Source organism: Nocardioides sp. Root1257 (assembly GCF_001425175.1).
Classification (GTDB): domain Bacteria; phylum Actinomycetota; class Actinomycetes; order Propionibacteriales; family Nocardioidaceae; genus Nocardioides.
Genome location: NZ_LMDV01000001.1, coordinates 746671 through 772258, shown reverse-complemented (window position 1 = coordinate 772258; position 25588 = coordinate 746671). Strand labels below are relative to the sequence as shown.

24 protein-coding genes and 1 riboswitch are annotated in these 25588 nt (G+C 72.5%); of the genes, 17 read left to right on the top strand and 7 right to left on the bottom strand.

Annotated elements, in window-relative coordinates; genetic code table 11:
• Positions 1–76: 76 nt before the first annotated feature.
• The 4 genes from ASC77_RS03750 to ASC77_RS03735 are packed head-to-tail and all read right to left on the bottom strand — an operon-like array spanning position 77 to position 4421.
• Positions 77–1825 carry a cytochrome b gene (locus ASC77_RS03750; RefSeq protein ID WP_056148930.1) on the bottom strand — a complete coding sequence of 583 codons (1749 nt, stop codon included), beginning with the start codon at positions 1823–1825 and terminating at the stop codon, positions 77–79.
• Between the two features lie 2 nt (positions 1826–1827).
• Positions 1828–2910 (bottom strand): Rieske (2Fe-2S) protein, encoded by a 1083-nt coding sequence (locus tag ASC77_RS03745; RefSeq protein WP_082574421.1) that lies wholly within the window; start codon positions 2908–2910, stop codon positions 1828–1830.
• On the bottom strand, positions 2907–3782 hold the full coding sequence (locus ASC77_RS03740) for a c-type cytochrome (RefSeq protein ID WP_056148929.1): 876 nt from the start codon (positions 3780–3782) through the stop codon (positions 2907–2909). The genes ASC77_RS03745 and ASC77_RS03740 overlap by 4 nt, the downstream gene beginning before the upstream one ends.
• A 33-nt stretch (positions 3783–3815) precedes the next feature.
• Positions 3816–4421: a heme-copper oxidase subunit III gene (locus ASC77_RS03735; RefSeq protein WP_268788398.1), complete on the bottom strand. Its 606-nt coding sequence runs from the start codon at positions 4419–4421 to the stop codon at positions 3816–3818.
• Between the two features lie 106 nt (positions 4422–4527).
• On the opposite strand from ASC77_RS03735, the gene ASC77_RS03730 reads away from it, so the two are divergent.
• The 3 genes from ASC77_RS03730 to trpD are packed head-to-tail and all read left to right on the top strand — an operon-like array spanning position 4528 to position 6960.
• Entirely contained in the window at positions 4528–5499 is a 972-nt protein-coding gene (locus tag ASC77_RS03730) for a cytochrome c oxidase assembly protein (RefSeq protein WP_235547434.1), read from the top strand.
• A 10-nt stretch (positions 5500–5509) separates the two neighbouring features.
• Positions 5510–5929, top strand: coding sequence for a response regulator transcription factor (locus ASC77_RS03725; RefSeq protein WP_200944879.1), 420 nt, complete (start codon positions 5510–5512; stop codon positions 5927–5929).
• A complete protein-coding gene (gene trpD / locus ASC77_RS03720) occupies positions 5926–6960 on the top strand; it encodes an anthranilate phosphoribosyltransferase (RefSeq protein ID WP_056148923.1) in 1035 nt (344 codons plus the stop codon). The genes ASC77_RS03725 and trpD overlap by 4 nt, the downstream gene beginning before the upstream one ends.
• A gap of 13 nt (positions 6961–6973) precedes the next feature.
• Here the strand turns inward: trpD and ASC77_RS03715 are convergent, their stop codons facing one another.
• The 3 genes from ASC77_RS03715 to ASC77_RS03705 form a co-directional block, all read right to left on the bottom strand.
• Entirely contained in the window at positions 6974–11275 is a 4302-nt protein-coding gene (locus tag ASC77_RS03715; protein ID WP_156390902.1) for an Ig-like domain repeat protein, read from the bottom strand.
• A gap of 147 nt (positions 11276–11422) precedes the next feature.
• Positions 11423–11701, bottom strand: coding sequence for an Lrp/AsnC family transcriptional regulator (locus ASC77_RS03710; protein WP_056148919.1), 279 nt, complete (start codon positions 11699–11701; stop codon positions 11423–11425).
• Between the two features lie 21 nt (positions 11702–11722).
• Positions 11723–13486: a DEDD exonuclease domain-containing protein gene (locus tag ASC77_RS03705; RefSeq protein ID WP_056148917.1), complete on the bottom strand. Its 1764-nt coding sequence runs from the start codon at positions 13484–13486 to the stop codon at positions 11723–11725.
• Between the two features lie 97 nt (positions 13487–13583).
• Between ASC77_RS03705 and ASC77_RS03700 the strand changes: the two genes are divergently transcribed.
• From ASC77_RS03700 to ASC77_RS03635, 14 genes are all read left to right on the top strand, one after another.
• Positions 13584–13835 carry a hypothetical protein gene (locus ASC77_RS03700; RefSeq protein ID WP_056148914.1) on the top strand — a complete coding sequence of 84 codons (252 nt, stop codon included), beginning with the start codon at positions 13584–13586 and terminating at the stop codon, positions 13833–13835.
• Between the two features lie 5 nt (positions 13836–13840).
• Entirely contained in the window at positions 13841–15112 is a 1272-nt protein-coding gene (locus ASC77_RS03695; protein ID WP_056148911.1) for an NYN domain-containing protein, read from the top strand.
• A gap of 36 nt (positions 15113–15148) precedes the next feature.
• Entirely contained in the window at positions 15149–15583 is a 435-nt protein-coding gene (locus tag ASC77_RS03690) for a helix-turn-helix domain-containing protein (protein WP_235547433.1), read from the top strand.
• A 10-nt stretch (positions 15584–15593) separates the two neighbouring features.
• A complete protein-coding gene (locus tag ASC77_RS03685; RefSeq protein WP_056148908.1) occupies positions 15594–16055 on the top strand; it encodes a VOC family protein in 462 nt (153 codons plus the stop codon).
• Between the two features lie 69 nt (positions 16056–16124).
• The gene (locus tag ASC77_RS03680; RefSeq protein WP_056148907.1) at positions 16125–17045 is read left to right on the top strand and encodes a glycosyltransferase family 2 protein; all 921 of its coding nucleotides are present in this window, start codon (positions 16125–16127) and stop codon (positions 17043–17045) included.
• An 8-nt stretch (positions 17046–17053) separates the two neighbouring features.
• The gene (locus ASC77_RS03675) at positions 17054–19039 is read left to right on the top strand and encodes a hypothetical protein (protein WP_156390901.1); all 1986 of its coding nucleotides are present in this window, start codon (positions 17054–17056) and stop codon (positions 19037–19039) included.
• Complete coding sequence (locus tag ASC77_RS03670) at positions 19036–19758, top strand: class I SAM-dependent methyltransferase (RefSeq protein WP_056148903.1); 723 nt, start codon at positions 19036–19038, stop codon at positions 19756–19758. Before ASC77_RS03675 ends, ASC77_RS03670 begins: the two co-directional genes overlap by 4 nt.
• Positions 19755–20690, top strand: coding sequence for a lysylphosphatidylglycerol synthase domain-containing protein (locus ASC77_RS03665; RefSeq protein WP_056148901.1), 936 nt, complete (start codon positions 19755–19757; stop codon positions 20688–20690). Before ASC77_RS03670 ends, ASC77_RS03665 begins: the two co-directional genes overlap by 4 nt.
• A 1-nt stretch (position 20691) precedes the next feature.
• Positions 20692–20898, top strand: a complete 207-nt coding sequence (locus tag ASC77_RS03660) for a hypothetical protein (RefSeq protein ID WP_056148899.1) — start codon at positions 20692–20694, stop codon at positions 20896–20898.
• 216 nt (positions 20899–21114) lie between these two features.
• Positions 21115–21296: riboswitch (cyclic di-AMP (ydaO/yuaA leader) on the top strand.
• Between the two features lie 12 nt (positions 21297–21308).
• Complete coding sequence (locus ASC77_RS03655; RefSeq protein WP_056148897.1) at positions 21309–22292, top strand: C40 family peptidase; 984 nt, start codon at positions 21309–21311, stop codon at positions 22290–22292.
• Positions 22293–22329: 37 nt separating this feature from the next.
• On the top strand, positions 22330–23589 hold the full coding sequence (locus tag ASC77_RS03650; protein WP_156390900.1) for a hypothetical protein: 1260 nt from the start codon (positions 22330–22332) through the stop codon (positions 23587–23589).
• The gene (locus ASC77_RS03645; RefSeq protein WP_056148894.1) at positions 23586–24830 is read left to right on the top strand and encodes a M48 family metallopeptidase; all 1245 of its coding nucleotides are present in this window, start codon (positions 23586–23588) and stop codon (positions 24828–24830) included. Before ASC77_RS03650 ends, ASC77_RS03645 begins: the two co-directional genes overlap by 4 nt.
• A gap of 190 nt (positions 24831–25020) precedes the next feature.
• Positions 25021–25248, top strand: a complete 228-nt coding sequence (locus tag ASC77_RS03640; protein ID WP_056148893.1) for a Flp family type IVb pilin — start codon at positions 25021–25023, stop codon at positions 25246–25248.
• Between the two features lie 122 nt (positions 25249–25370).
• The gene (locus ASC77_RS03635; RefSeq protein ID WP_056148892.1) at positions 25371–25565 is read left to right on the top strand and encodes a Flp family type IVb pilin; all 195 of its coding nucleotides are present in this window, start codon (positions 25371–25373) and stop codon (positions 25563–25565) included.
• Positions 25566–25588: the final 23 nt, after the last annotated feature.

Genomic DNA, 25588 nt, shown 5'->3' with positions numbered 1-25588 from the left:
CGTGACGAGCACGCACCAGCACGAAGGCCGCCCGACTCCTGGGGGAGTGGGGCGGCCTTCGTGGCGTACGTCGTGCTCAGTGCCTGCCGAGCGTCTCGTCCTCGACCAGGTGGTGGCCGTCGAACTGGTGGCCGTCGGCAGCGTGGCCCTCGACGCCCTCCTGGAGCTCGTGCTCGTGCTCCGCGTGGTGGTGACCCTCCTCGAGCTCCGCCACGGTGGGCTTCTGCACGTTGTCGGCGTACCACAGCGTGCGGACCCGGTGCCGGAAGCCGGCCAGGCGTCCCGCGTCGGGGGCGGGGATGCCGTTGGCGTCGGTGCCCTCCGGGCCGCCGTTGATGCTCGGGTCGCGCTCGCGCGCGGTGAGCGTGTAGGCCCGCGACTCCGGGAGCGGCAGGTGCCGCTCCGTGTAGCCGCCCTCGGGGGAGCGCATGATGATGCCGGTCTCGTAGCCGTGCAGCAGCGTCTCGTTGTCCTTGCGCTGCAGTGCGATGCACCAGCGCCTCGTGATGAGGAACGCGATCACCGGGCCGACGAAGACGGCCATCCGCAGGAAGTAGGTGATCTGGTTGATCGACGAGTGCAGCTTGATCGCGATGATGTCGTTGCCGCCGGCGATCCAGAAGAGGCCGTACATCGTCATCAGGGCGACCATCAGGGCCGTCCGGGTCGGCGCGTTGCGCGGGCGCTCCAGCAGGTGGTGCTCACGCTTGTCGCCGGTGATCCAGGCGTCGATGAAGGGCAGCAGCATCAGGATCGTGAACATCAGGAGCGGCAGCACCAGGATCGGGAGCATGACGTTCCAGCTGATCGTGTAGCCCCAGATGTGGGTCTCGAGGCCGGGCATGATGCGCAGCGCGCCGTCCGGCCAGCCCATGTACCAGTCGGGCTGGGAGCCCGCGGTCACCTTGGACGGGTCGTAGGGGCCGTACTTCCACACCGGGTTGATCGACAGCAGGCCGCCGAGCAGCGCGGTCACGCCGAACACGATGAAGAAGAAGCCACCGGCCTTGGCGGCGTACACCGGGAGCATCGGGAAGCCCACGACGTTCTTCTCGGTGCGACCGGGCCCGGGCCACTGGGTGTGCTTGTGGTAGACGAGCAGCAGCATGTGCGCCGCGATCAGGGCCAGCAGCAGGCCCGGGATCAGCAGGACGTGGATCGTGTAGAGCCGCGGGATGATCGACTCGCCCGGGAACTCGCCTCCGAAGAGGAAGAACGACATGTACGTGCCGACCACCGGGCTGGCCTTGATGAAGCCGTCCGCGGCGCGGATGCCGGTGCCGGAGAGCAGGTCGTCGGGCAGCGAGTAGCCGGTGAAGCCCTCGAGCGTGCCGAGGAGCAGCAGCAGCGAGCCGATGACCCAGTTGAGCTCACGCGGCTTGCGGTAGGCGCCGGTGAAGAAGACGCGCAGCAGGTGCACCATCATCGAGGCGACGAAGAGCATCGCCGCCCAGTGGTGCATCTGGCGCATCAGCAGACCGCCGCGTACGTCGAAGGAGATCCGCAGCGTCGAGGCGAAGGCCTCGGACATGTGGACGCCGCGCAGCTGCTCGTAGGTGCCGTTGTACTGGACCTCGCCCATGCTGGGCGTGAACCACAGCGTCAGGAAGACACCGGTCAGGAGCAGGACGACGAAGCTCCACAGCGCGATCTCGCCGAGCATGAAGGACCAGTGGTCCGGGAAGACCTTGCGCAGGTTCTTCTTCGCCATGCTGGCGATGCCGAGGCGCTCGTCGGCCCAGGTCGCGGCCGCCGCCGCCCGGCTCGGCTTCGCCGGGGTGGCTGCGGTCGTCGTGTTGCTGTTGGCGACCTTGCTGGTGTCCATGATCAGCCACGCTCCCAGAAGCTCGGTCCCACGGGTTCGTTGAAGTCGCTCTGCGCCACGAGGTAGCCCTCGTCGTCGACGGCGAGCGCGAGCTGGGGCAGCGGTCGCGCCGCCGGCCCGAAGATCACGCGGCCGGAGTCGGCGAGGTCGAACGTCGACTGGTGGCACGGGCAGAGCAGGTGGTGCGTCTTGCGCTCGTTGAGCGAGATCGGGCACCCGACGTGGGTGCAGATCTTGGAGTAGCAGACGATGCCCTCGACGGACCAGTTCTCCCGACCCTTGCCGGGGATGATCTCGTCGGGCTCCATCCGGATCAGGACGACGGCGCCCTTGGACTTGCCGACCTGCAGGGCGACGCCCTCCAGCGGCTCGCCGTCCTCGCCGCCGTTGAAGAGCGCCTCGGGCTCGGCGTTGAAGAGGTCACCGACCTCGACCTCGGCCGGCTTGATCGGGGTGCCGACGACGTCGCGGACGACGCGCATGCCCTTCTCCCACAGCGTGTGCTCGAGGCCGGAGCCGGGGAACGGCGGGTTCTCGGTGACCTGGGCGTTGGTCGGGCCGAGGTCGCGCAGGAAGACGATGGCGGGCAGGCCGAGCAGACCGACCGCGCCGAGCAGCGAGTTGCGCACCAGGGGACGCCGGCCGATGCCGGACTCCTCGAGGCCGTCGTTGAGCGCCTGGATGGTGGCCGCGCGGTCCTCGTCGGAGGACGACGCCGGGTGCCGGTACTCGACGATCTCGACGTCGGCCATCAGCTTGCGGGCCCACTGGATGATGCCGATGCCGATGCCGAGCAGGGCGCCGGCCAGGCAGAGGCCGAAGGCGACGTTCTGCGCACCGAGGTTGCCGACGGTGTCGTCCGAGTCGATCGTGAAGTACGAGACGAGCAGCAGGACCGTGCAGATCGCCGACAGGGAGAACAGCGCGGCGACCTGGCGCTCCGCGCGCTTCTCCGCCTTCGGGTCCACGTCCGTGGGACGCCACTGGTGCTCGTGGAGGCCCGGGTTCGCGAACAGGTCGTCCCGTGCTGGCAGGTTCTCGTCGACCGGCTCGTCGTGGCTGTCGACGGGGGGCGGGGTGCTCACGCGTCCACCTTCTTCTTGCTCGTGCGGGTCGTGTGCGCTGCGATCCAGACGGCCGCGCCGACCAGCAGGCCGAGGCCGACCAGCCAGGCCGCGAGGCCCTCGACGACGGGTCCGAGCCCGCCGAGACCGAAGCCGCCGTACTCGGGCATGTCACGCAGCGACACCAGGTAGGCGATCACGTCGCGCTTCTCGTCGGGCGACAGGTTGCCGTTGGAGAAGCTGTCCATCTGGCCAGGGCCGGTGAGCATGGCTTCGTAGATGTGCCGCGGGCTGGTCTCGGACAGGCTCGGGGCCTTGCCGCCGTGCGGCATCGCGCCGCCCGAGCCCTGGAAGTTGTGGCACGCCGTGCAGTTGGTGAGGAAGATCTGGCCGCCGCGGGAGATCGCGGCCTCGCGCTCCTTGTCGGAGAGCCCCTCGATGCTGTAGTCGCTCTCGTCGGGGATGGCCGGGCCGGGGCCCAGCGAGGCGACGTACGCCGCGAGGGCGGCGATCTCGTCGTCGTCGAAGGCGACGGGCTTGACCTGGTCCTGCGCGCCCGGCTGGGCCAGCGGCATCCGGCCGGTGCCGACCTGGAAGTCGACCGCGGCGGCGCCCACGCCGACCAGCGGCGGGCCGATCTGGTTGCCGTTCTCGCTGCGGATGCCCTCGCCGTTCTGGCCGTGGCAGAAGGAGCAGCTCACCAGGAAGAGGTCGCGGCCCTGGGCCACCAGCTCCTCGTTGGACGACGTGGAGTCGGCCTGGGCGGTGGTGTTGACGACGGCGGTGAAGATGCCGCCGGTCAGCAGCAGGCCCGCGATGATCACGAGCACGCTCGCCAGCGGGCCACGGCGGTGCCGCGAGAGTCGACCTGCGGATCGATTCAGGAGACGCACATTGAGTCCTTGCGTTGGTCGGTCGGCTCGGGGCTACTTGACGAGGTAGATCGTGGCGAACAGCCCGATCCACACCACGTCGACGAAGTGCCAGTAGTACGACACGACGATGGCGCTCACCGCCTGCTCGTGGGTGAACTTGCGGGCCACGAACGTGCGGCCCAGGACGAAGAGGAAGGCGATCAGACCGCCGGTCACGTGCAGGCCGTGGAAGCCGGTGGTCAGGTAGAACATCGTCCCGTAGGCCGAGTCCTGGATCGTGACGCCCTCCTTGACGAGCGAGGCGTACTCGGTGGCCTGGCCGGCGATGAAGATCGCGCCCATCACGTAGGTGAGCACGAACCACTCGCGCAGGCCCCAGCCCTTGACGTTGAAGACCGAGCCGGCGCGGCCCACCTGGCCGCGCTCGGCGGCGAAGACGCCCAGCTGGCAGGTCAGCGACGACAGCACCAGGATCGTGGTGTTCACCGAGGCGAACGGGACGTTCAGGATCGCCGTGTTGTCAGCCCACAGCTCCGGGCTGACTGCTCGGATCGTGAAGTACGACGCGAACAGGGCCGCGAAGAACATCAGCTCGCTGGAGAGCCAGATGATCGTGCCGACCGAGACCATGCTCGGCCGGTCGTGGTGCCCGTGCAGACGGGAGGCTGGGATCGCTGTTGCTGTCGCCACGACGTCATTATGTCGTGACCCGAGGGGGAGGGCACCCCGACCCCCTGCGTTTCGCCGTCATAAAGTTCACAACGTGCTGTTTCCCGCGGTCGTGACCGCTCTCGACACCGCCGAGAACCTCCCTCGGTTCACCCTCGGGACCGTCTTCACCGGCTGGTCGCTCCAGCCGGTGGCGTTCATCCTGACCGCCTGGGTGGCCGGTCTCTACATCTGGGGAGTCGTGACCCTGCACCGCCGCGGCGACCGCTGGCCGGTCGGTCGCACGATCGCCTTCGTGCCCGTCGGGATGGGCTTCTTCTACTTCGCGACGGCGTCCGGGCTCGGCACCTACGACGACACCTTGATCAGCGTGCACATGGTCCAGCACATGATCCTGTCGATGCTGGTGCCGATGGCGCTCGCGCTGGGCGCCCCGGTCACGCTCGCGCTGCGCACGCTGCCCGCCCCCCCGCGGCGCTGGCTGCTGGCAGTGCTGCACTCGCGGGTCGCGAAGGTGCTCACGTTCCCGCCGCTGACGCTCCTGCTCTACATCGTGTCGCCGTGGGCGCTCTACTTCTCCGGCTGGTACCCGGCCACCCTCGACTCGACGTACCTGCACGAGATGATGCACATCCACCTGGTCCTGGTCGGCTGCCTCTTCTTCTGGCCGATCGTCGGCGTCGACCCGATCCCCGGCAAGGTCGGCTACCCGTTCCGGATGCTGCTCGTCGTCCTCACGCTGCCGTTCCACGCCTTCCTCGGCGTCACGATCATGTCCGAGGAGGACGTCATCGGCGGCGACCACTACCGCGCCCTGCACGACGGCCCGATGGGCTCGTGGCTGCCGGCGCCGCTCGACGACCAGCACCTCGCGGGCGGCATCCTGTGGGGCTCGGGCGACCTGGTCGCCCTGATCCTCTTCGGGGTGCTGTTCACCCAGTGGGTGCGGCAGTCGATGCAGGAGGCCAAGCGGGAGGACCGCCGCCTGGACCTGCTCGAGGCGCGGGAGCAACGCGCTGCCCAGGAACGGGCGGCATCCGCACCGGGCGCCGACGGTGACCGGTAGCATCGCGGACGTGAGCGACTCGACCTCCCGGACCGAGCCCCTGCGGGTGCTCGTCTACAGCGACGACGTCAACACCCGCCAGCAGGTCATCCTGGCGCTCGGCCGTCGGCCGCACCCCGACCTGCCCGAGCTCGAGTACGTCGAGGTGGCCACGGAGCCGGTCGTCATCCAGAACATGGACTCCGGCACCATCGACCTCGCGATCCTCGACGGCGAGGCCGTGCCGGCAGGCGGCATGGGCATCGCGAAGCAGCTCAAGGACGAGATCTACCAGTGCCCGCCGGTCGTCGTGCTGACCGGGCGCCCACAGGACGCCTGGCTGGCCACCTGGTCCCGGGCCGAGGGCGCCGTCCCGCACCCGCTGGACCCGATCCAGCTGGCCGAGACCGTCGTGTCGCTGCTGCGCTCGCGCGTGCCCGCCAGCACGTGAACACCCCAACGAGCTGGCCCGAGGTCCTGGGCGCGCTCGTCGCCGGCGCGGACCTGAGCGCCGAGCAGGCCGCCTGGGCGATGGGCGAGCTGCTGTCGGGCGAGGCGACGCCCGCCCAGATCGCGGGCTTCGCCGTCGCGCTGCGCGCCAAGGGCGAGACGATCGAGGAGGTCCTCGGCCTCGTCGACGCGATGTACGCCGTGGCGACGCCGCTGACGATCCCCGGGCGTCTGCTCGACATCGTCGGCACGGGCGGGGACCGCTCGATGTCGGTCAACATCTCGACGATGGCCGCGATCGTCGCGGCCGGCGCCGGCGCGCGGGTCGTGAAGCACGGCAACCGCTCCGCGTCATCGAAGTCCGGCTCCGCCGACGTGCTCGAGCAGCTCGGCATCCGTCTCGACCTGCCGCCCGCGCGGGTCGCCGAGGTCGCCGAGCAGGCCGGCATCACGTTCTGCTTCGCAGCGACCTTCCACCCGGCGATGCGGCACGCCGCCGTTGCGCGCCGCGAGCTCGGCATCGGCACCACGTTCAACCTGCTCGGCCCGCTCACCAATCCCGCCAAGGCGGGCGCCCAGGCGATCGGCTGCGCCAACCTCGGCCAGGCGCCGGTGATGGCGGGCGTGTTCGCGGGCCGCGGCGTCGACGCGTGGGTCTTCCGGGGGGACGACGGGCTCGACGAGCTGACCACGACCGCGACCTCACGGGTCTGGCGCGTGCACGAGGGCCGGGTGACGGAGTCGACCGTCGACCCGGTCGCGCTCGGCATCGCCCGCGGGACCACCGAGGCGTTGCGTGGTGGCGACGCCGCCCACAACGCGGACGTCGTACGCCGGCTGCTCGACGGCGAGACCGGTGCGGTCCGCGACGCCGTGCTGCTCAACGCGGCCGCCGCCCTCGCGGTCCACGACACCCCGGCCGAGGACCCGCAGGCGGCGCTGGCCGCCGGCCTGGTCCGCGCGACCGAGGCCGTCGACTCCGGCGCCGCCCGGGCGACGCTCGAGCGCTGGGTCGCCGCCTCCGCGGGCTGAGCGACCCGTCGGGTCAGGTGACCCGCAGCGCCCGCACCGCCGACCTGCTGCGTGCGGCAGCCGTCGTGCCGTCGTACGTCGCGACCAGCCGGTGGTTGCCCTTCCGCAGCCCCTTGAGGGTGAGCCTCACCGTGCCGTTGCTGCGCAGCTTGCCCCTCGCGATCACCCTCTTGCCGTCGAGCACGCGGACCTGACCGGTCGGGGAGGACCACCCGGCGACCAGGACCGTGACGGTTGCGCGGACCTTCGCCCGGCGCCCCGCCCGCGCCGTGACCGAGGCGGGCACGGAGATCTTGGTCGTGGAGGTCATCCGCGCGACGGTCACGGCCGCCGTGGTCACGGTGCCGCTGTCGTAGCCGGTCCGGGTGCCGGTGACGGCGACGCTGATCGCCCGGGTGGCATCGGCCGCGACCGGGGTGTACGCGTTGGCCGTGGCGCCGCTGATCGGGCTGCCGCTGCGCAACCACTGGTAGGTGAACCGGATGCCCGAGCCCCAGGTCCCGGTGTGCACGGTCAGCCGCTGGCCGACCTTCGCCGTGCCGGTCAGGGTCGGGGCGATCGTCGGAGCCACCGCCGCCCCGGCGGTCACGACGACGGCGGCGCTGGTGACCACGGCGTCCAGGTAGCCGGTCTTGCGCCCCGTCACCTCCAGCACGATCGTCTTGCCGAGGTCGGAGTCGCGCACGGCGTACGTCAGCGAGCTCGAGCCGGCGGCCGCGCCGTCGCGCAGCCAGCGGTACGACGTCGTCACCAGCGCCTGGTCCCAGGTGGGCAGGGTGCCGACCAGCGTGGTGCCGACCTGGCCGGAGCCGTCCAGCAGCGGGGGAGTCACCGCGGACGCCGTCGGGCCGAGCACGCCGGTGATCGCGTTGCTGGTGGCGACGGTCGGGTCGTAGCCGGCACGGGCGCCGGTCGCGCGGACCGAGATGCTCTTGCCGACGTCGGCCGCGATCACCTCGTAGTCGACGCCGTCCGCCGCGGAGATCGGCGCGCCGTTGCGCAGCCACTGGTACGTCGTGACGACGTCCGGGAGGTCCCAGGTCGGTGCGGTCGCGTGCAGGAGCTCGCCCACCGTGCCGGAGCCCGTGATGACCGGGGCGGCGCTCGCCACCGGGCCGCCCTGGACGGTGACGTCGCGCCACGCGGACGACAGGACGACCGCACCGCCGGCGTCCAGGGCGGTGACCCGCCACTGCCACGCGCCTGCGGCGATCTTGGAGGTCGGGGCCCACGCCAGTGCCGCGGTCGACACGGTCTCGCGCACGGTGCCGGTGCCGGGCTCGCGCCGCTCGAACCGGTACGTCGAGGCGCCCGGCACGGCGTGCCAGGTGAAGAGGGTGTCTGCGGTCGGGGTGGCGGCACCGGCGGCCGGTAGGTCGAGGGTGGGGGCGACGCCCTGGAGGCGGTACGAGCCCCAGTCGCTCCAGGCGCCGGGATTGCCGCTGTCGTCGACCTGGCGCACCCGCCACACGTAGTCCGTGGCGGAGGGCAGCGGCGTCAACGGAGCCAGGGCGGCGACACTGACCTGCTCGTCGACGACCCGGTTGACCGACGACGCGGTGGTGTCGGCCTGCTTGTAGACCTCGACGTCGTACGCCACCGCGAACGGGGTCGTGGTCCAGCGGAGCGCCTCGGTCATCGCCACCGTGCCGGTCGGGGCGATCGGAGCCGGCCGGGGCGAGGCCTTCAGGAAGGTCCGGGTGTCGCTCCAGGGCAGGTTGCGGTCGTCCCCGTCGTACGCGCGGACCCGCCAGTAGAGCGTGCCCTCGGGGTAGAGCTGGCTGAACGCCGTGTAGGTCGGCTGGTCGACCTCGACGTCGTCGATGACGTGGTCGAAGCTGTTGGTCAGCGACACCTGGAGCTGGTAGGTGCGGGCCTCCTGGCCGGGGCGCTCACCGGTGACGGCGTGCGGCGGCGCCGCCTCGTTGGTCGTGAGGTAGTCGCGCCACGAGAAGGTGATGTCGTCGGCCGTCTCCGTGACCGGGTCCGTGACCACCTGGGCGGAGCGCTTCTCGAAGGCGTGGTTGGCCTGGAGGGGGTCCGGGGCGCAGACGCCCATGGCCTTGCACGGCCGGATGTACCAGTAGTAGGCCGTGCCGGCCTGGCTCTCCGGCAGGGTCGCGACGTTGATCCACCGGGTGCTGCCCGTCCAGGGCAGCGTCGTGGAGTCGGAGTAGCTGCCGTAGACCATGTTCTGGAAGTTCCGGTCCCGCGACACGTAGACGAGGTAGTAGGCGACGTCGGCGTCGGGCTGCCAGTCCAGGACCGGCGTGCCGGGGATGGCCGGGCAGATCCGGGCGGGCGCGTCGAGCAGGCCGTAGGAGCAGGTGCCGCCCGCGTCGAGGCTGGTCCCGCCCAGGGCGACCTGCTGACCGGTGACCGTGGGGAGGTCGGTGACCGTGAACGAGCCGAGGGTCGTGCCGGTGCCGATCAGGTGGTCGTCCTCGTCGAGCGCCTGGACGAACCACTCGTAGCTGCCCGCGGCGATCCGCTTGCTGCTGGCGTCGGTGCCCGCCGGGTAGGCGAAGTCGCCGTCGACCTGGCCGAAGGTGCCGGTCCCGGCGGTCCCGACCCACAGCCGGTACGTCGCGGCGCCGGGCATCGGCGCCCAGGACAGGGCGGGGAACCGGGCCGTGGGTCCGGCGTCCTGGTCCAACGGGGCCAGCGGAGCCGCAGCGACGGTCGGGTCGCTGCCGCTGAGGAAGAACGTCCGGGACCCACCGACGATGGTGGCGGGCGTCGTGACGTTGTCGTGGCCGACCGCCCGCACCCTCCACTCGAACGGGCCGTCGACCGGGTCCAGCTCGTCCTGGACGGTCCACGACGTCGAGAACGTCGTCTTCGTGTACTCCGCACCGGTGCTGGCGGTGACGGTCACGGCGTACTTCTCGGCGCCGGCGACCGGGTCCCAGGTCAGCGTAGGGACGTCGACCGTCGCGTGGTCGGCGGGCGCGCTGAGGTGGACCTGCTCCCTGCTGTAGACGAACCGCCGGATCGGCGAGTAGTAGCCCTGCACGTTCGCCGGCTCGTCCACGGCCTTCACCCGCCAGTACAGGGCGGTGTTGAGACCCGGTAGGCACTGGCCGGTGGTGGCGGTGCTCGGGACGAACGTCGTGTGCGAGGTGAAGCAGGTCCGGAACGTGCCGGGTGAGAACGCCGCGTCCGTGCCCACGTCGAGCCGGTACGTCGTCGCGTGCCGCACCGGGGTCCACTGGAAGTACATGTCGCCGGTGACCGCGGGGGACAGCGTGTCGGCCGGGTAGACGAGGCGCGGCGCACCGTCGGGGTCCGGCGCCGGGTTGGGGTCGACGCCGTGACCGGCGATGGTCGCCAGCGGGTCCCAGGTGCGGGTGAAGCTGTGGATCGGGACGGCCCCCCACGGCGTCGCGACCTCGAGCGGGTCGATCGCGCGCACCTGCCACCAGTAGTCGTCGACGTTGTAGGTCTTGACCGGCGAGTAGCGCGTGCCCTCCACGGTGCGCGCGTCCACGATGTTGCTGGTGCCGAACTCGTCGTCCGTGCTCACCCGGATCTCGTAGCGCAGGGCGCCCGGCACCGGGTCCCAGTCGAGCACGACGTCCTCGAGGTCCTGGCCGTCGGCGGGACTCGTGACCGTGACGCCTGCCAGGTCGCCGAGGACGAACGTGCGCGACGCCGACGGGTAGCTCAGCTGGCCCACCGCGAGGACGGCGGTCACCCGCCACGCCCAGTCGCCGCTGGCCATCGCCTTGACCGTGTAGGTCGTGGACTTCGTGGTGCCGGTGATCGTGTCGACCCAGTCGGCGTCCGGGCCGCGGTCGAACTCGACGTTGTAGCCGATCGCGCCGGGGACGGGGTCCCAGCGCAGCACCGCCGGCTCAGCCGGCTGGTCGAGCAGGTCGCCGTCGGGCGGCCCGAGCAGCGTCGGACCGGCGAGCCGGCTGCGCGAGAACTGCGCGGTCGCCCACGCACCGGTGCCGCTGCCGTCCTTCGCCCGGACCCGCCAGTACAGGTCCGACATCGGCAGCTGGCTGGTGGGCGTCGCCCGGCGGTTGACCGTCGAGATGGTCGCGCCGATCTTCGTGGCGAAGTCGTCGCGGGTCGAGACCTCGACCTCGTAGCCCGTCGCACCGGCCACGCGGTCCCAGCTCAGCACCGGGGTCGCGTCGACGACGTCGCCGGTCGTCGGCGCGAGGCCGGTCGGTGCCGGCGGCGCGGCCGCAGCGGGGGCCGGGCCGCCCAGGACGGTCAGGACCATGGTCAGGCAGATGGTCAGGCACAACAGGGGGATCGCCACCGCAGGGGCGATCCGGGCGTGCACTCCTCGAGCGAGCACGACGTTCCTCCAGCTTCCACCGGTCGAAGTCGCCCGAGCGTAGGTGGGGATGAGGGGTCGCGGCTGCCCCCGGAGGCCGAAGATGACCCGCGCCGACCACGGGGTCTGACCGTTTGGCCGACCCTGTCGGGCCAGGGGCGAGGAGCGTCAGTCGAGACCGAGCGAGAACGCCGACTCGAGGTCGTGCTTCGAGTAGGCGCGGAACGCGATGTGCGTCTCGGTCGCCTGCACCCCGGGCACCTTGTTGAGCTTGTCGGCCACCACGGACGCGACGTCGTCGTGGTCGCGGACCCGGACCAGGGCGATCAGGTCGATCTGGCCGGTCACCGAGTAGACCTCGCTGATCCCGTCGAGGGCGGCGATGGCCTCCGCGACCTCGGGGATGCGAGCGACGTCGGCCTTGACGAAGACGATGGCGGTGATCACGTCCGGACCCTATCTCGTGGGCTATCTCGTGGGCTGGTGCACCGTCGTGAGCTCGCGGCGCTCGCCGAAGGGCACCAGCGACAGCCGGGACTGGTTGACGGCGTCGTGCACGGCGAGGTGCCGGGTCGCTCCGGCGACCGGGCAGGTCCACTCCCCGTCGACGTCGACGAGGCGGATGCCGGGGGACTCCAGCCAGCGCAGCACCTTCTCGGTCTCCTCGGCGGTGGCGGCGGGCACCGGGCCGGGACCGGTGCGGACGGTCTCGGCGGAGAGTCGCAGGGACTCGACGTACGCCACGGCGTCGGCGCCGGCCGGGATCGCCCCGGCCGCGGCCAGCCGTCCGAAGCGGACGACGTGGACCTCCCACCGCCCAGCGTCGTTGCGGCGGGTGGCGACGACCTCGGGGCAGCGGGTGAGCGCGGAGAGCCGCTGGGTGCGGGCGGCTGCGCGGACGAACGCGGCCAGCCGGTCGCGGTGGTGCCCGGCCTCCTCGAAGCGCTCGTCGTCGGCGAGCGTGGCCATCCGGGCGTTGATGGCGTCGACCACCTCGTCGGGGTCGCGCAGCAGCGTGTCGCGCAGCTGGCGGACCACCGCGGCGTACGTCGCCTCGTCGACGCTGCCGTCGCACGGGGACAGGCAGCGGCCCATCTCCGCGAGCACGCACGGGCTGCGGCCGCCGCCGGGCGTGCGGGAGATCCGGTCGGAGCACTGGCGGATCGGGAAGGTGTCGTGGAGGGCAGCCAGGCACTTCTCGGCCGTCTTCTTCGAGGAGAACGGGCCGAGGTAGTCGGCGTCGTCGTCGAGCACCCGCCGCACCAGCGAGAGGCGCGGCCACGGCTCCCGGGTCAGCTTGACGAAGTGGACGCGCTCGGGGAACCGCGAGCGCCGGTTGTAGCGCGGCTTGTGCTCGGCGATCAGCCGCAGCTCGCGGACCTCCGCCTCGAGCGCGGTCGCGCACTCGATGCCGTCGACGACGGTGGCGATCCCGACCATCTCGCCCATCCGGGAGCGGGTCTCGGACGCCGTGAAGTAGGAGCGCACCCGGCTGCGCAGGTCGCGGGACGTGCCGACGTAGAGGACCCGGGCCCGGTCGTCGCGGAAGAGGTAGACGCCCGGGGCGTGCGGGAGACCCTCGGCCAGGTGCCGCTTGCGGCGCTGCGCGGTGCTGACCCGCGAGGAGAAGGTCTGGAGCTCCTCGAGGGTGTGCACCCCGACGCCGCCGAGCCGCTCCATCAGCCCGTGCAGCACGTGGACGGTCGCGCGGGCGTCCTCGAGGGCGCGGTGGTTGGGCGTCGTCGGCGAGTTGAACGCCTTGGCGAGCGAGGAGAGCTTGCAGTTGGGCGCGTCGTCGCGGGTGATCACCCGGCGGGCCAGCTTGGCGGTGTCGAGCACCTCGAACGCCGGCCACCCGCGGCCCTGCTGGTCGGCGAAGTAGCGCAGGAAGCCGACGTCGAAGGGTGCGTTGTGGGCCACCAGCACCGAGCCGGCGGCGAACTCGAGGAACGCGGGCAGGGCCGACTCGATCGGCGGCGCGTCCGAGACCATGCCGTTGGTGATCCCGGTGAGGACGGCGATGAACGCCGGGATGTCGGTGCGCGGGTTGACCAGCGTCTGGAACTCGCCGAGCACCTCGCCGCCGCGCACCTTCACGGCCCCGATCTCGGTGATCATCGAGCCGCCCTCGGCGGATCCGCCGGTCGTCTCCAGGTCGACGACGCAGAACGTGATGTCCCGCAGCGGGCGGCCCAGCTCGTCGAAGCTGCGCTGCACCTCCCAACTGCTCATGTCCGCGACGCTAGAGGCGGCCACCGACAATCCTGCGGCGGCGCGCTGGGGCCCGGCCGTAGGGTGAGCCCACCACGGAGGAGTGGGAGGAGGAGCGATGGCGGTGTCGAGGCCGGACGACGGGCAGCGCTGGCGCTGCGCCGGCTGCGGCAACCTCACCCGCTTCGACGTCACCGGGACGCGTCGTACGACGGAGTTCTGGCACTTCGACCTCGCCGGCGAGCACCGTGTGGAGGAGACCGAGGTGCGCGCCGAGTCGATCGAGCTCGTGACCTGCCGCTGGTGCGGCCGCTCCGACGCCATCGAGCTGGTCGCACGCCACGAGCCGGCGGACCTCGAGACGAGCTGACGTCCGTGGACACCACCTTCGCCGGGCTTCCCGAGCCGGTCCGCACCCGCGTCGTCGCCCAGGTGGCCGACGTGCTGCCGGACGTGCCCACGCTGCCCCCCGCCGTACGACGGGTGGCGGCGTTCGCGCCCGCGCGTCGCGCCCGGCTGGGTGCGAGTGCCATCGCCGAGGCGCTGGGCGACGACGAGGTCCGCGAGCGCGTGGCCGTGCAGGTCGCAGCCCGCCCCGACCCGGACGACGCCGACGACGTCGGTGTGGTCGCGCGCACCTGGATCACCCGCCCGGACGGCTGGGCGGACCTGGTCGCGGAGCGGCTGGCCCGGATCGAGGAGACGACCGCGGCCGGCGACGCCCGCGACCGTGAGCTGGACCGGCTGCGGCGACGGCTGACGGAGGCGGAGCACGCGGTGCGCGAGCTGCGGTCCGCGCAGCAGGAGCGCGAGGACGAGCTCCGCGCCGAGCACCAGGCCGACCACGCGACCCTGCGGCGCCGGCTCGGGGAGGCCCGGTCCGCCGAGCGCGAGTCGACCGCGCGCGCCGAGCGGGCGGAGGAGGAGCTGGCCCGGGCGCGCGCCGAGGCCGAGTCCCGTGTCGCCGCGCTCGAGAAGGAGAACCGTCAGCTGCGCGGCCAGGTCGAGCGCCGCGAGGCCGACACCGCCCAGACCCGCCGGGACGCGCGGGCCGAGCGGGACGAGGTGACGATGCGTGCCCGGCTGCTGCTGGAGTCGGTGATCGACGCCGCGACCGGGCTGCGCCGTGAGCTCGGCCTGCCCACCGTCGAGGGCTCGCCCGCCGACCGGGTCGAGGCCGAGGTCGCGGCCGCCGGCGTACGCACCCCGAGCTCGGCGGGCGCGCTGGGGGCGGCGGACCCGGGCCTCCTGGAGCAGTACCTCGCGATGCCACGGGCCCGTCTGATCGTCGACGGCTACAACGTCAGCAAGCGCGCCTGGCCCAGCTCGTCGCTCGAGGCGCAGCGCAACCGCCTGGCCGGCGGGCTCGCGGCGGTCGTGGCTCGCACCGGTGTCGAGACGACGGTCGTCTTCGACGCCGCCGAGACCGACCACCGGCCGCCGGTCGTCGCACCGCGCGGCGTACGCGTGCTCTACAGCCCGCGCGGCGTGATCGCCGACGACGTCATCCGTGAGCTGGTCGCCGTCGAGCCCACCGGCCGCGTGGTGCTGGTCGTCACCGCTGACCGCGAGGTGGCCGTCGACGTCGGCCGCGACGGTGCGCGGGTCGTCGACCCCGACGCGCTGCTGGCGCTGCTCGCGCGCTGAGGAGCCGTGCTCCAACGCTGCGCTAGCGTCGAGCGCGTGCCGAGCCCGTCAGAGGACACCAACCGGAGGATGCTGCGTGCCCGGGACGCGATGGACCGCCACTACGCCGAGCCGCTCGACGTGCCGGCGCTCGCGGCCGTCGCCCACCTGTCCGCCTCGCGGTTCTCGCGGGTGTTCAAGGACACCTTCGGTGAGACGCCGCACCGCTACCTGCAGCGGCGCCGGGTGGAGCGGGCGATGACGTTGCTGCGTCAGACCGATCGGCCGGTGACCCAGGTGGCGTGGGACGTCGGGTTCGCGAGCCTCGGCACCTTCAGCCGGACGTTCACCTCGATCGTCGGTCGCACGCCCAGCGACTTCCGCGTCCAGCACGAGCCGGTGGACGTCCCGTCGTGCTTCATCGCCGCGTGGACCAGGCCCCGGGAAGGGACAGTCGTTTCGGAGAAGCGGACCCTGTCCGGCGGGCCGTAGCGTTCCCGCCATGACCAACCACATCCAGTCCCTCCAGACCACCACCCTGCACGTGCTCGACCAGGAGGAGGCGCTCGCGTTCTACTGCGGCGTCCTCGGGTTCGAGGTGACCAACGACGTCGACATGGGCTTCATGCGCTGGCTCACGATCGCGCTGCCCTCCGACCCGGAGCACCACGTGCTGCTGACCGTCCCGGGCGCGCCCGTGCACGACGAGGCGACGGCCGCGCAGGTGCGCGACCTGCTCACCAAGGGCGCGCTCGGCGGCCTCTTCCTGACCAGCGACGACGTGCGGGCGACGTACGACGCGGTGGTCGCCGCCGGGGGCGAGATCACCCAGGAGGTCGTCGAGCAGCCCTACGGCACCGACTTCGGCGCGCGCGACCCGTTCGGCAACTCGGTCCGGGTCGCCCAGCGCTCCGCCGCCTCCAACGAGGAGATCCAGCAGGCGTACGACGCCGCGAAGGCGTGACCCGCACCGGCCACCGACACGCCACGCGTCGCTCACGGTTCGTTCATCCGCGCTCGCGAGCATGCGGACGTGCTGTGGGTCGTACTTCCGGCGCTCGACGAAGCCGACAACCTGCGGGTGCTGCTGCCCCGCCTGCTCGCCGAGGTGACGGCGTTCGACCCCCTGGGCCGGGTGCTGGTGGTCGACGACGGGTCGCGTGACGACACCAGCAAGGTCGTCATCGAGCTGATGACCGAGCACGCGGGTCTCGAGCTCGAGACGCTGCGGCACAACCTCGGCAAGGCGCCCGCGCTCCAGCGCGGCTTCCGTCGCGCCCTCGACGGTGGCGCCGACGTGGTCGCGATGATGGACGCCGACGGCCAGGACGACCCGGCCGAGCTGGGCCGCCTGCTCGCAGAGGTCGACGCCGGTGCCGACCTCGTGACCGGCGCCCGCCTGGTCCGCCGGGACCGCTTCGTCAAGCGCACCACGTCGCGCGTCTACAACCGTACGACCGCCCTGCTCTCGGGCGCGCCCGGCCGTGACTTCAACTCCGGCTACAAGGTGATGCGGGCCGCGGTCGCGGAGGACGTCTCGCCGATGCTGTACGGCGAGATGCACCGCTACCTGACCGTGATCGCCCACGGGATGGGGCACCGGGTCGCCGAGGTGCCGGTGGAGCACCACGCCCGGATGTCGGGGTCGAGCAAGTACGGCCTGGCCAGGTTCTGGCGCGGCTTCGCCGACCTGATCACGGTCCGCTTCCTGCTCAGCTACGAGAACCGGCCCTCGCACCTCTTCGGCGCGGTTGGCATGGCCAGCCTGCTGCTCGGCATGATGACCCTCGGCTACCTCACCGTGGTCAAGGCGCTCGGCGACCCGATCGGCGACCGGCCCCTGCTCATCGCCGGCGTCCTGATGGTGATGGTCGGGCTCCAGCTCACGCTCTTCGGCCTGCTCGCCGAGATGGTGGTGCACGCCCGCAACCGCGGACTGGGCCAACGCACGTGACGTCCGGCGTGCCGCGCCCGCTGCTCGCGGTGGGCGTCGTCGTGCTGGCCGTCACCACCGTGATGGTCTTCGTCGGAGGCTGGCGCACCGGGGTGTCCTGGGACGAGACCTACCACGTGCTGCGGATGCGCAACTACCTCGGACCGGGCTGGTACCTCCTCAACGGTGACCTCCTGGACGGCGAGCCCGGACCCTGGGAGGACCAGCAGTTCGTCTACGCCCCGATCACGATGGGCCTGCTGCACCTGTGGTCGCTCGGCGCCGGCACCGACGGCTCCGGGGAGGTGTCCGCCACCGCGACGGCGTACGCCGTGCGCCACCTCGGCCTCGGCCTTCTCTCGCTCGGGTGCCTGGCGTCCGTCGCCGCCCTCGCGCGGCTGGCGCTGCACCGGTGGTCGTGGGGGCTGATGGCCGCCGCGATGCTCGCGGCGATGCCCGCGTGGACCGGGCACGCGATGTTCAACGTGAAGGACGTGCCGGTCGCGACCGGCTACACGCTGACCACGCTCGGCCTGGCCGTCGTCGTGATGGCGACCGATCGACGCCACACCGTAGTCGGGGCCGCGACCCTCGTGGCCGGCATCGTGCTCGCCGCCGGCACCCGTCCGGGCATCTGGCCGGGCCTGGCCCTGGCCGCCCTCGTCGCCGCGGCGTTCCTCCCGCGCGCCCGCCGGCTGCCGGGGGTGCTCGTCATCGGCGCCGCGCTCGCGGTCGCCGTCGGGATCGTCGCGCTCGTCTACCCGGCGCCCTTCGCGACCCCGGTCGACGCCCTGTTCGGCTCGGTCCTCGAGTCCTCCCGCTTCGGCGACCGCAGCGTCAGCCGGTGGTACATCCCGGTGTTCCTGCTCGCCGAGGTGCCGACGCTCCTGCTGCTGCTCGGCGGCCTCGGAACCGTCGTCGTCGTACGCCGGCTCTGGCGGGGCCGGCAGACCGGCGACACCCGCCGGGCCGTCCTCGCGCTGGTGCTGCTCCAGGCGTTCACCCTGCCGGTGCTCTCGATCGTGCGCGGCTCCAACCTCTACAACGGCCTGCGCCAGCTGCTCTTCGCCTACCCGGCCCTGGCCGTGCTCGCGACCGTCGGCGCCGCCGTGCTGCTCGGCGCGGTGACGGGGGAGCGGCGCACCTGGCTCCGGGTCTCGGTCCCGCTGCTCGTCGGCGCCGCCGTCGTCGTCCCGGTGGTCGTGCAGGCCCAGGTCTTCCCATACAACTACACGGTCCGCACGGTGCCCGCGATGCTGCTCGCGCCGACGGTCGCCGAGCACTGGTCGGACTTCGAGCTGCCGACCGACTACTGGCGCACCAGCGTCCGCGAGCTCGCGCCCGAGGTCCCGCAGGGCGGCTGGGTGACCTGCCAGCCGAACGGAGCGGGCGACGACTTCATGCGCTGGTCGAACGACGGCCACGAGGACTGCACGACGGACCCGATCGGCCCGCTCGCGCCGTACGACGACCTGCGCAGCGGCACCTGGGCCGCGCCCGAGACGGAGTTCCTCGCCGTGATGAGCGGGGTCGACCGGATCGGTGCCAACTGCACGCGGTTCGCCGACGTCACCCGGCGGATGTGGTGGCGCACGATGACGATGTCGTACGCCGCGACGTGCGACCTCGTCACGACCGGCTACCCGGCGGGCGGTCTCACGTTCACCAGCGACGGCAACGGAGGCTCGGCGCTGCTGGGCGGCTGGAGCGGCGGCCACGTGGAGCCGGGCGTCGGGCTGTCGCGGGAATCGGCCGAGATCGGGTTCACCCTGCCGGCGTGGGCGCGCGGCGAGGACCTCGTCGTCGTGCTCGACGTCGAGGGCGGTCACGGCGTCACCCTCGACGTCGACGGGGAGTCGGTGCCGGTGACCGGCGACGACGCGACCCTGCGCGCCGCCGTCCCCGCGGGCCTCGCGGCGCGCGACGGCGAGGGGCGGCTGCTGGTCCGGGTGCGCGACGCCGACCACGACGTCCGGGTGCTCGGACTACGGCTCGAGGAGGGGGGCGTCCGATGAAGGGTCTCTACGTCTGGGCCACGCGTGCCCTGCGGTCCGTCCTCGCCGCGACCGGGCTGCTCGCCCTGCTCGACCGGGCGGCCGCCCGGTCCCGTCGCGGGCTGTGGGTGCGCTCCCTGCTCGCGGTCTACGACGCCGACGACATGTTCCGCCTCGGCGTGCCCTGGTGGACCTTCGACGCGATCGACGTCGTCGACGACTTCCTGCGCACCCGCCCGCAGGCGCGGGTCCTGGAGTGGGGCTCCGGCGCCTCCACCCTGTGGCTCGCACGCCGCGTCGCCTCCGTCGCCAGCATCGAGCACGACGCCGCCTGGGGCGGCCGGATGGCCCGGGAGCTGAGCGCGCGCGACCTCGACACCGTGCACCTGCTCGTCGTCGAGCCGCGTCGCGGCTCCGGCGGGATCACCTCGGCCAAGCCGGGCTTCGAGGGGCTCGACTTCACGGCGTACGCCGACGCGGTCGACCGCGTCGAGGGCGAGTTCGACCTGATCGTGATCGACGGCCGGGCCCGGGAGGCCTGCCTGGTGCGCGCCCTCGACCGGCTCGCCGAAGGCGGGCTGATCGTCTTCGACAACGTCGACCGCGCCCGCTACCGCGACGCGATCGAGGCGCTGGGCCCCCGGCTGCGGGTGACCTGGACCCGGGGCTTCACGCCGTCGCTGCCGTACCCGACCCGGACCGCCGTGATCGCGGTCCCGCGACGCGAGGTGCGCACATGAGCCGCGGCCGCCTCATGGACCTGCTCCGCGGGGTCTTCCTGGTCGCGGTCCTCGGGTTCGCGTTCTGGGGGCTGCACGACCGGGGCGGGGAGCTGCTCGACACGGTGCAGCGCACGTCCGTCGTCGGCCTCGTGGTGGCCGCTGCGCTCGTGCTCGCCGGGCTGCTGGTCACCAGCGTCGCGTGGCTGCGCCTGCTCGCCGGCTACGGCCACCGGATGCCGCCGGGGGAGGGTCAGCGGGTCTTCTTCGTCGGTCAGCTCGGCAAGTACATCCCCGGCTCCGTGTGGTCGATGGGCGCGCACGCCGACCTGGCGCGTGGCTTCGACGTGCCGATGCGGGTGACGGTCGGCACCTCGCTGATGTTCCTGTGGCTCAACCTCGCCACCTCGGGCCTGGTCGCCGGGCTTCTCGCCGTCTCGGGGTGGTGGCGGCCCGGGCTGCGGCTGTGGCTGGTCGTGCTCGGCCTGATCGGGTGCGTCGTCGGGCTGCTGCCCCCCGTGGTCGAGCGGATCGGCTCGCGGCTCGCGGGAGCCTCCGGCCGGCTGCGCCTCACGTGGGGCGCCGTCGGCGTCCTGGTCGGGCTGATGGCGGTCACCTGGACGTGCTACGCCGCGGCGACCATCGCGCTCGCGCCCACGCCCTCGGTCGACCTCTTCCCGGTCGCCGCCGGCGCCTTCACCGCGGCGTACGCCGTGGGCGTGCTGGTCGTGCTCGCCCCCGCGGGCATCGGCGCCCGCGAGGTCACCCTGGTCGCCCTGCTCGCGCCGGTCACGGGCGTCACCACGGCCACCGCGCTGGCCCTGCTGACCCGCGCCCTGCTCACCGGCGGCGACCTGCTCCTGGCCCTCCTCGCGTGGGCCGTCGTGCGGGCGACACGCCGGCGGGCCGTCGTCTCGGACCCCACTGTCGGTGGCGGCTGGGAGCGTTCCTGACATGAGCACGAGAATCGACTGCGACACCTGCGAGGTGCGCGGGCTGCACTGCCACGACTGCGTGGTCACGGTGCTGCTCGGCCCACCGCCCGAGCTGACCTTCGACGACGACGAGCAGCGCGCGCTCGACGTCCTGGCCGAGAGCGGGCTGGTGCCGCCGCTGCGACTGGTCCGGCCGGTCGACCCGCCGCACATGGAGTCGGCCTGATCCCTGACTCCTGATTCCTGACGCCTGTGGCCGCTGGGACGGATGTGACCTGTGTGACAGGTGGACACCCGATTCGGCAGGGCCGCGCACAAACTCCTTGTAAATTTACGGCGCGTTGCCGATGGAGAGTTTGGCGACAGTGGGGGCGCAGACTAACCTCAGTCGCTCAGGTGGCCGAGGACGTGCATCACTCAGGTGCGCGCGGCCACCGCGCTGAGTTCGGGCTCGTCGACCTGTCGGGGAGCCCGGAGCCGGGGAACCATCGGCAGCAGGTCCGCCTGCTGCCAGGGGTGAATCCCCGTGAAGGCGGCGGCACTCGGGCCGCGCCGGAGCGGGGTAGGGCAAATGTCGTGCCCGAATCCGTCAGCTCACCCGGTAGGCGTACGACGTCACAAGGAGAACGCCCGCCCGTGCAGAAGAGCCGCAAGCGACTCATCACGATCCTGTCGGGTGGCGCCATGATCGCCGCGGTCGGCTTCATGCCGACCAACCCCGCCCAGGCCGAGCCGAGCATCGACGACGTCCAGAAGCGCGTCGACACGCTCTACCACCAGGCGGAGCAGGCTCAGGAGCGCTACAACGACGCCAAGCTCGAGCTCCGCGACCTCCAGGGCGACCTGGACTCGCTGCGCGCCGATCAGAACCGCCAGGACGACGCCTTCGAGGAGGTGCGCGGCCAGGTCCAGGACTCCGTCGTGCGCCAGTACGAGGGGCAGAGCCTCTCGACCGTCGGCCAGGTCGCGCTGTCCGACGACCCGCAGTCGTTCCTCGCGCAGCTCTCGACGATGTCGGCCTTCAACGACCTCCAGTCGCAGCTGTTCGACAAGTACGCCACCGAGGCGGAGGCGCTGAGCATCCGCCAGAGCGCCACCGAGAAGCGCGCCGCCGACGTCGCCGAGACCGAGAAGGTCCTGGCGAAGGAGAAGGCGGTCGTCGACGACAAGCTCGCCGAGGCCCAGGCCGTGCTCGGCGACCTCAAGGACAAGGAGCGCGAGGAGATGCTCTCGCGCGGCGTCGTGCGCGTCCCGTCCGACGTCCCGGTCTCCGGTCGCGCGGCCGCCGCCGTCCAGTACGCGATGGCCCAGGTCGGCAAGAGCTACGTCTACGGCGCCGCCGGCCCGAGCGCCTTCGACTGCTCCGGCCTGACGATGATGGCGTGGGCCCAGGCCGGCGTCGGCCTGCCGCACTCCTCCAGCGCGCAGTACAGCACCGGCCCGCACATCGCGGAGTCCGACCTGCAGCCCGGCGACCTGGTCTTCTACTACAGCCCGATCAGCCACGTCGGCATGTACATCGGCAACGGCATGATCGTGAACGCCGAGAACCCCAGCTCCGGCGTCCGCGTCACGAGCCTGCACGCCATGCCGTACGTCGGCGCGGTGCGCCCCGGCTGAGTCCCGACCTCTTGGCCGCACCGGGCAGAATGCCCTGGTGAGCGTCACCCCAGATCAGCCGCGAAAGGCCGGTCGCCCCCTCTGGTGGGTGGCCGGCCTTTCGTTGTGCCTGCTGGTCGCCTCCGGCCTGCTCGCCTGGTCGCTCACCGACGACGACACCTACGTCGCGCCGTCGCCGCACGCCGCCCGGCCCAGCGTCGAGCCGATGCTCGCGACCACCACGCTCGCCGCGTTCGAGACGGCCGTCCGCGAGCGCGACCAGGACGCGGCCCGCGCGCTGGCGCCGGAGGACGACCCGGCGGCGGCCGACGCCCTGGCGGCGCTGGTCGCCAACGCGGACCACCTCGACGTCGGCGACTTCTCGCTGCGCTACGTCGACGACGACGGCGCACCGACCTCCGACGGGGCCTGGGACGCCGCGGTCGACGCGACCTGGCGGTTCCGGGGCTTCGACACGGTGTCCGGCCGGGCCGAGGTCGACGCGCACCTGGTCGACGACGGCGACCGGGTCGCCCTGGCCGGGTTCGGCGGGGGAGGACGGGTCTCGCCGGTCTGGCTGTCCGGCCCGGTGCAGGTGCGTCGTACGCCGTCGACGCTGGTCGTCGTCGCGGGCTCGTCGGACGCGGCCGACCGCTACGCCGCCCGCGCTGAGGCGGCCGTGCCGGTCGTGCGACGCGTGCTGCCGACCTGGCGCCGCGGCCTGGTCGTCGAGGTTCCGGCGTCCGTGGACGCGCTCGAGGCGGCACTCGGCGCCGACCAGGGCGACTACGACCAGATCGCCGCGGTGACGACGTCGGCCGACGGCTCCACCGCGCCGAGCTCGCCCGTCCACGTGTTCGTGAACCCGGACGTCTTCGGCAGCCTGCGACCCACCGGCGCCCAGGTCGTGATGAGCCACGAGGCCACGCACGTGGCGACCGGCGCCTGGGACAGCACGACGCCCCTGTGGCTCCTCGAGGGCTTCGCCGACTACGTGGCGCTGCGCGACGTCGACCTCCCGGTGGACCGGTCGGCGGCCCAGATCATCGCCGCCGTACGACGGGGCGGCGCGCCGCGGCACCTGCCCGACGAGTCGGCGTTCGGGGCCCGGACGCCGCGGCTCGGTGCGACGTACGAGAGCGCCTGGCTGGCGTGCCGCCTGATCGCGCAGGAGCGCGGGGAGCCGGCGCTGGTGGGCTTCTACCGAGCTGTCGACCGCGGCCGGCCGCTCGCCGACGCGCTGCGGTCCGAGACCGGGTTCACGGTCCCCGAGCTGACCGCCGACTGGCGCAGCGAGCTCCAGGGGCTGGCCTCGTGAGGCCGGCCCCGGACCGCCGCGTGGCGCTGGTCGTCACCGCGATCGGAGGGATCGCGTTCGTGGTGCTCGCGGTCCTGCTGGTGCCCTGGCACCCGGTGCCCGGCGGCACGCCGGACCCGGTGCCGGCCGCGTCGGTGTTCACGGCCGAGCAGATCGCTCGGGCCGAGGACTACTCGCGCTGGGCGCGGATCTGGAGCTGGAGCTCGCTCGCGGTCTCGCTCGTGGTCTCCTGCGTGCTCGGGTTCAGCCGGTGGGGTCCGCGGCTCGTCGGCCGGCTGCCCGGCTGGTGGTGGGTGCGGGTCGTGCTCGCGGTCGCGGTCGTCGTGATCGCCGGCCGGGTGATCACCCTCCCGTTCGCGGTGCTGATGCGACGCCACGTCCTCGACTACGGGCTCAGCAGGCAGGGCTGGGGCGGCTTCGCGGCCGACCTGGTGCGCACCGAGGCGGTGCAGGTGTTCGCCACGTCCGTCCTGCTGGTCGTGCTGATCGGCTGCGCCCGTCGCTGGGAGCGCGCCTGGCCCGCCGTCGCCGCGGGTCTGGCCGGCGGGCTCGTCGTGCTCGGGTCGTTCGTCTACCCGGTGCTGGTCGAGCCGATCTTCAACGACTTCACGTCGCTGCCGGACGGCCCCCTGCGCACCCAGGTGCTGGCGCTCGCTGACCAGGAGGGCGTCCCGATCCACGACGTCCTGGTCGCGGACGCCTCCCGGCGTACGACGACCCTGAACGCCTACGTGTCCGGCTTCGGCAGCACCCGGCGGGTCGTGCTCTACGACAACCTGGTCGACGACGTGCCCCGGGACGAGACGCTCTCGGTGGTCGCGCACGAGCTCGCGCACGCGAAGCACGACGACCCCCGGACCGGCACCCTGATCGGGGCCGCGGGGGCGGTGTTCGGGGTCGGCCTGCTCGCGCTGCTCGTCGGTGCGCTGGCTGGACGCGGACGTCCTCCGATGCGCGACCCCGCCGTCGTCCCGCTGGTGCTCGCGCTGGTGGCGATCGGCACGCTGCTCTCCTCGCCGGTGCAGAACGCGATCAGCCGTGAGATCGAGACGCGCGCGGACGTGGACGCCCTCGAGGTCACCCGGGACGCCCGGGCCTTCGAGGCCGTGCAGCGCGAGCTCGCGCTGCGCTCGCTCGCGGACCCGACCCCGCCGGCCGCGTCCCAGTTCTGGTTCGGCTCGCACCCGATCGGGCTGACCCGGATCGCGATCGCCCGCCAGCTCGCCCAGCGCGACTACTGAGCGACTGCCGGCCACTGGGGTGGCCGGACGTTCGGCCGACCGGCATGGCCCGAACGGACTACTCCGGTCGAGACCATCACCCGATCCCGCTCAACCACGGGGCGGAGAAGGATTCCTGTCATCGGGGCAAGCCCCGGACCGGCAGAACCGGTACCCCCACCGGCCCGGTGCGAACTTGAAGGGATTCACCATGGAGCACCTGCGCAACCTTCTCCACACCTCGCGCGCCGAGCGCGACGAGGCCGGCGCCTCCGCCGTCGAGTACGGCCTGCTCGTGGCCGGCATCGCGGCCCTCATCGTGGCCGTCGTCTTCATCTTCGGCGGCATGATCAGCGACACGTTCCAGGACACCTGTGACTCGATCTCGGGTGAGCAGGCCGCGGCGACCAACAGCGCCAGCACCGCCGACTGCACCTGATCATCGCCTGATCCATCCCAGCTTCGGCCGTGGTCCGCGACCCCCGCAACGCGGACCACGGCCGAAACACATTTCGGGACACCCTGTACTCCTGACACCCCGTCGGCAGCGAGGAGCAGCTGATGCGAGCTCATGACGAGACCGGTTCCTCCGCCGTCGAGTACGGCCTGCTCGTGGCCGGCATCGCCGCCCTGGTCGTGACGGTCGTGTTCACGCTCGGCGGCATGGTCCGCGACACCCTGTTCGACCCCGGCTGCGACAAGCTGGCCGGGCAGATCGCGTCCGCCAACGGCGGAGACGCCGACTGCGACAACTGACCCGGCCCCGCGTGGGCCGGCGG

Excerpts from the sequence above, each read along its gene's own strand:
- ASC77_RS03750 (WP_056148930.1), bottom strand. The coding sequence starts at position 1,825 with ATGGACACCAGCAAGGTCGCCAACAGCAACACGACGACCGCAGCCACC.
- ASC77_RS03705 (WP_056148917.1), bottom strand. The coding sequence starts at position 13,486 with ATGAGCAGTTGGGAGGTGCAGCGCAGCTTCGACGAGCTGGGCCGCCCG.
- ASC77_RS03700 (WP_056148914.1), top strand. The coding sequence starts at position 13,584 with ATGGCGGTGTCGAGGCCGGACGACGGGCAGCGCTGGCGCTGCGCCGGC.
- ASC77_RS03685 (WP_056148908.1), top strand. The coding sequence starts at position 15,594 with ATGACCAACCACATCCAGTCCCTCCAGACCACCACCCTGCACGTGCTC.
- ASC77_RS03670 (WP_056148903.1), top strand. The coding sequence starts at position 19,036 with ATGAAGGGTCTCTACGTCTGGGCCACGCGTGCCCTGCGGTCCGTCCTC.
- ASC77_RS03665 (WP_056148901.1), top strand. The coding sequence starts at position 19,755 with ATGAGCCGCGGCCGCCTCATGGACCTGCTCCGCGGGGTCTTCCTGGTC.
- ASC77_RS03660 (WP_056148899.1), top strand. The coding sequence starts at position 20,692 with ATGAGCACGAGAATCGACTGCGACACCTGCGAGGTGCGCGGGCTGCAC.
- ASC77_RS03640 (WP_056148893.1), top strand. The coding sequence starts at position 25,021 with ATGGAGCACCTGCGCAACCTTCTCCACACCTCGCGCGCCGAGCGCGAC.
- ASC77_RS03635 (WP_056148892.1), top strand. The coding sequence starts at position 25,371 with ATGCGAGCTCATGACGAGACCGGTTCCTCCGCCGTCGAGTACGGCCTG.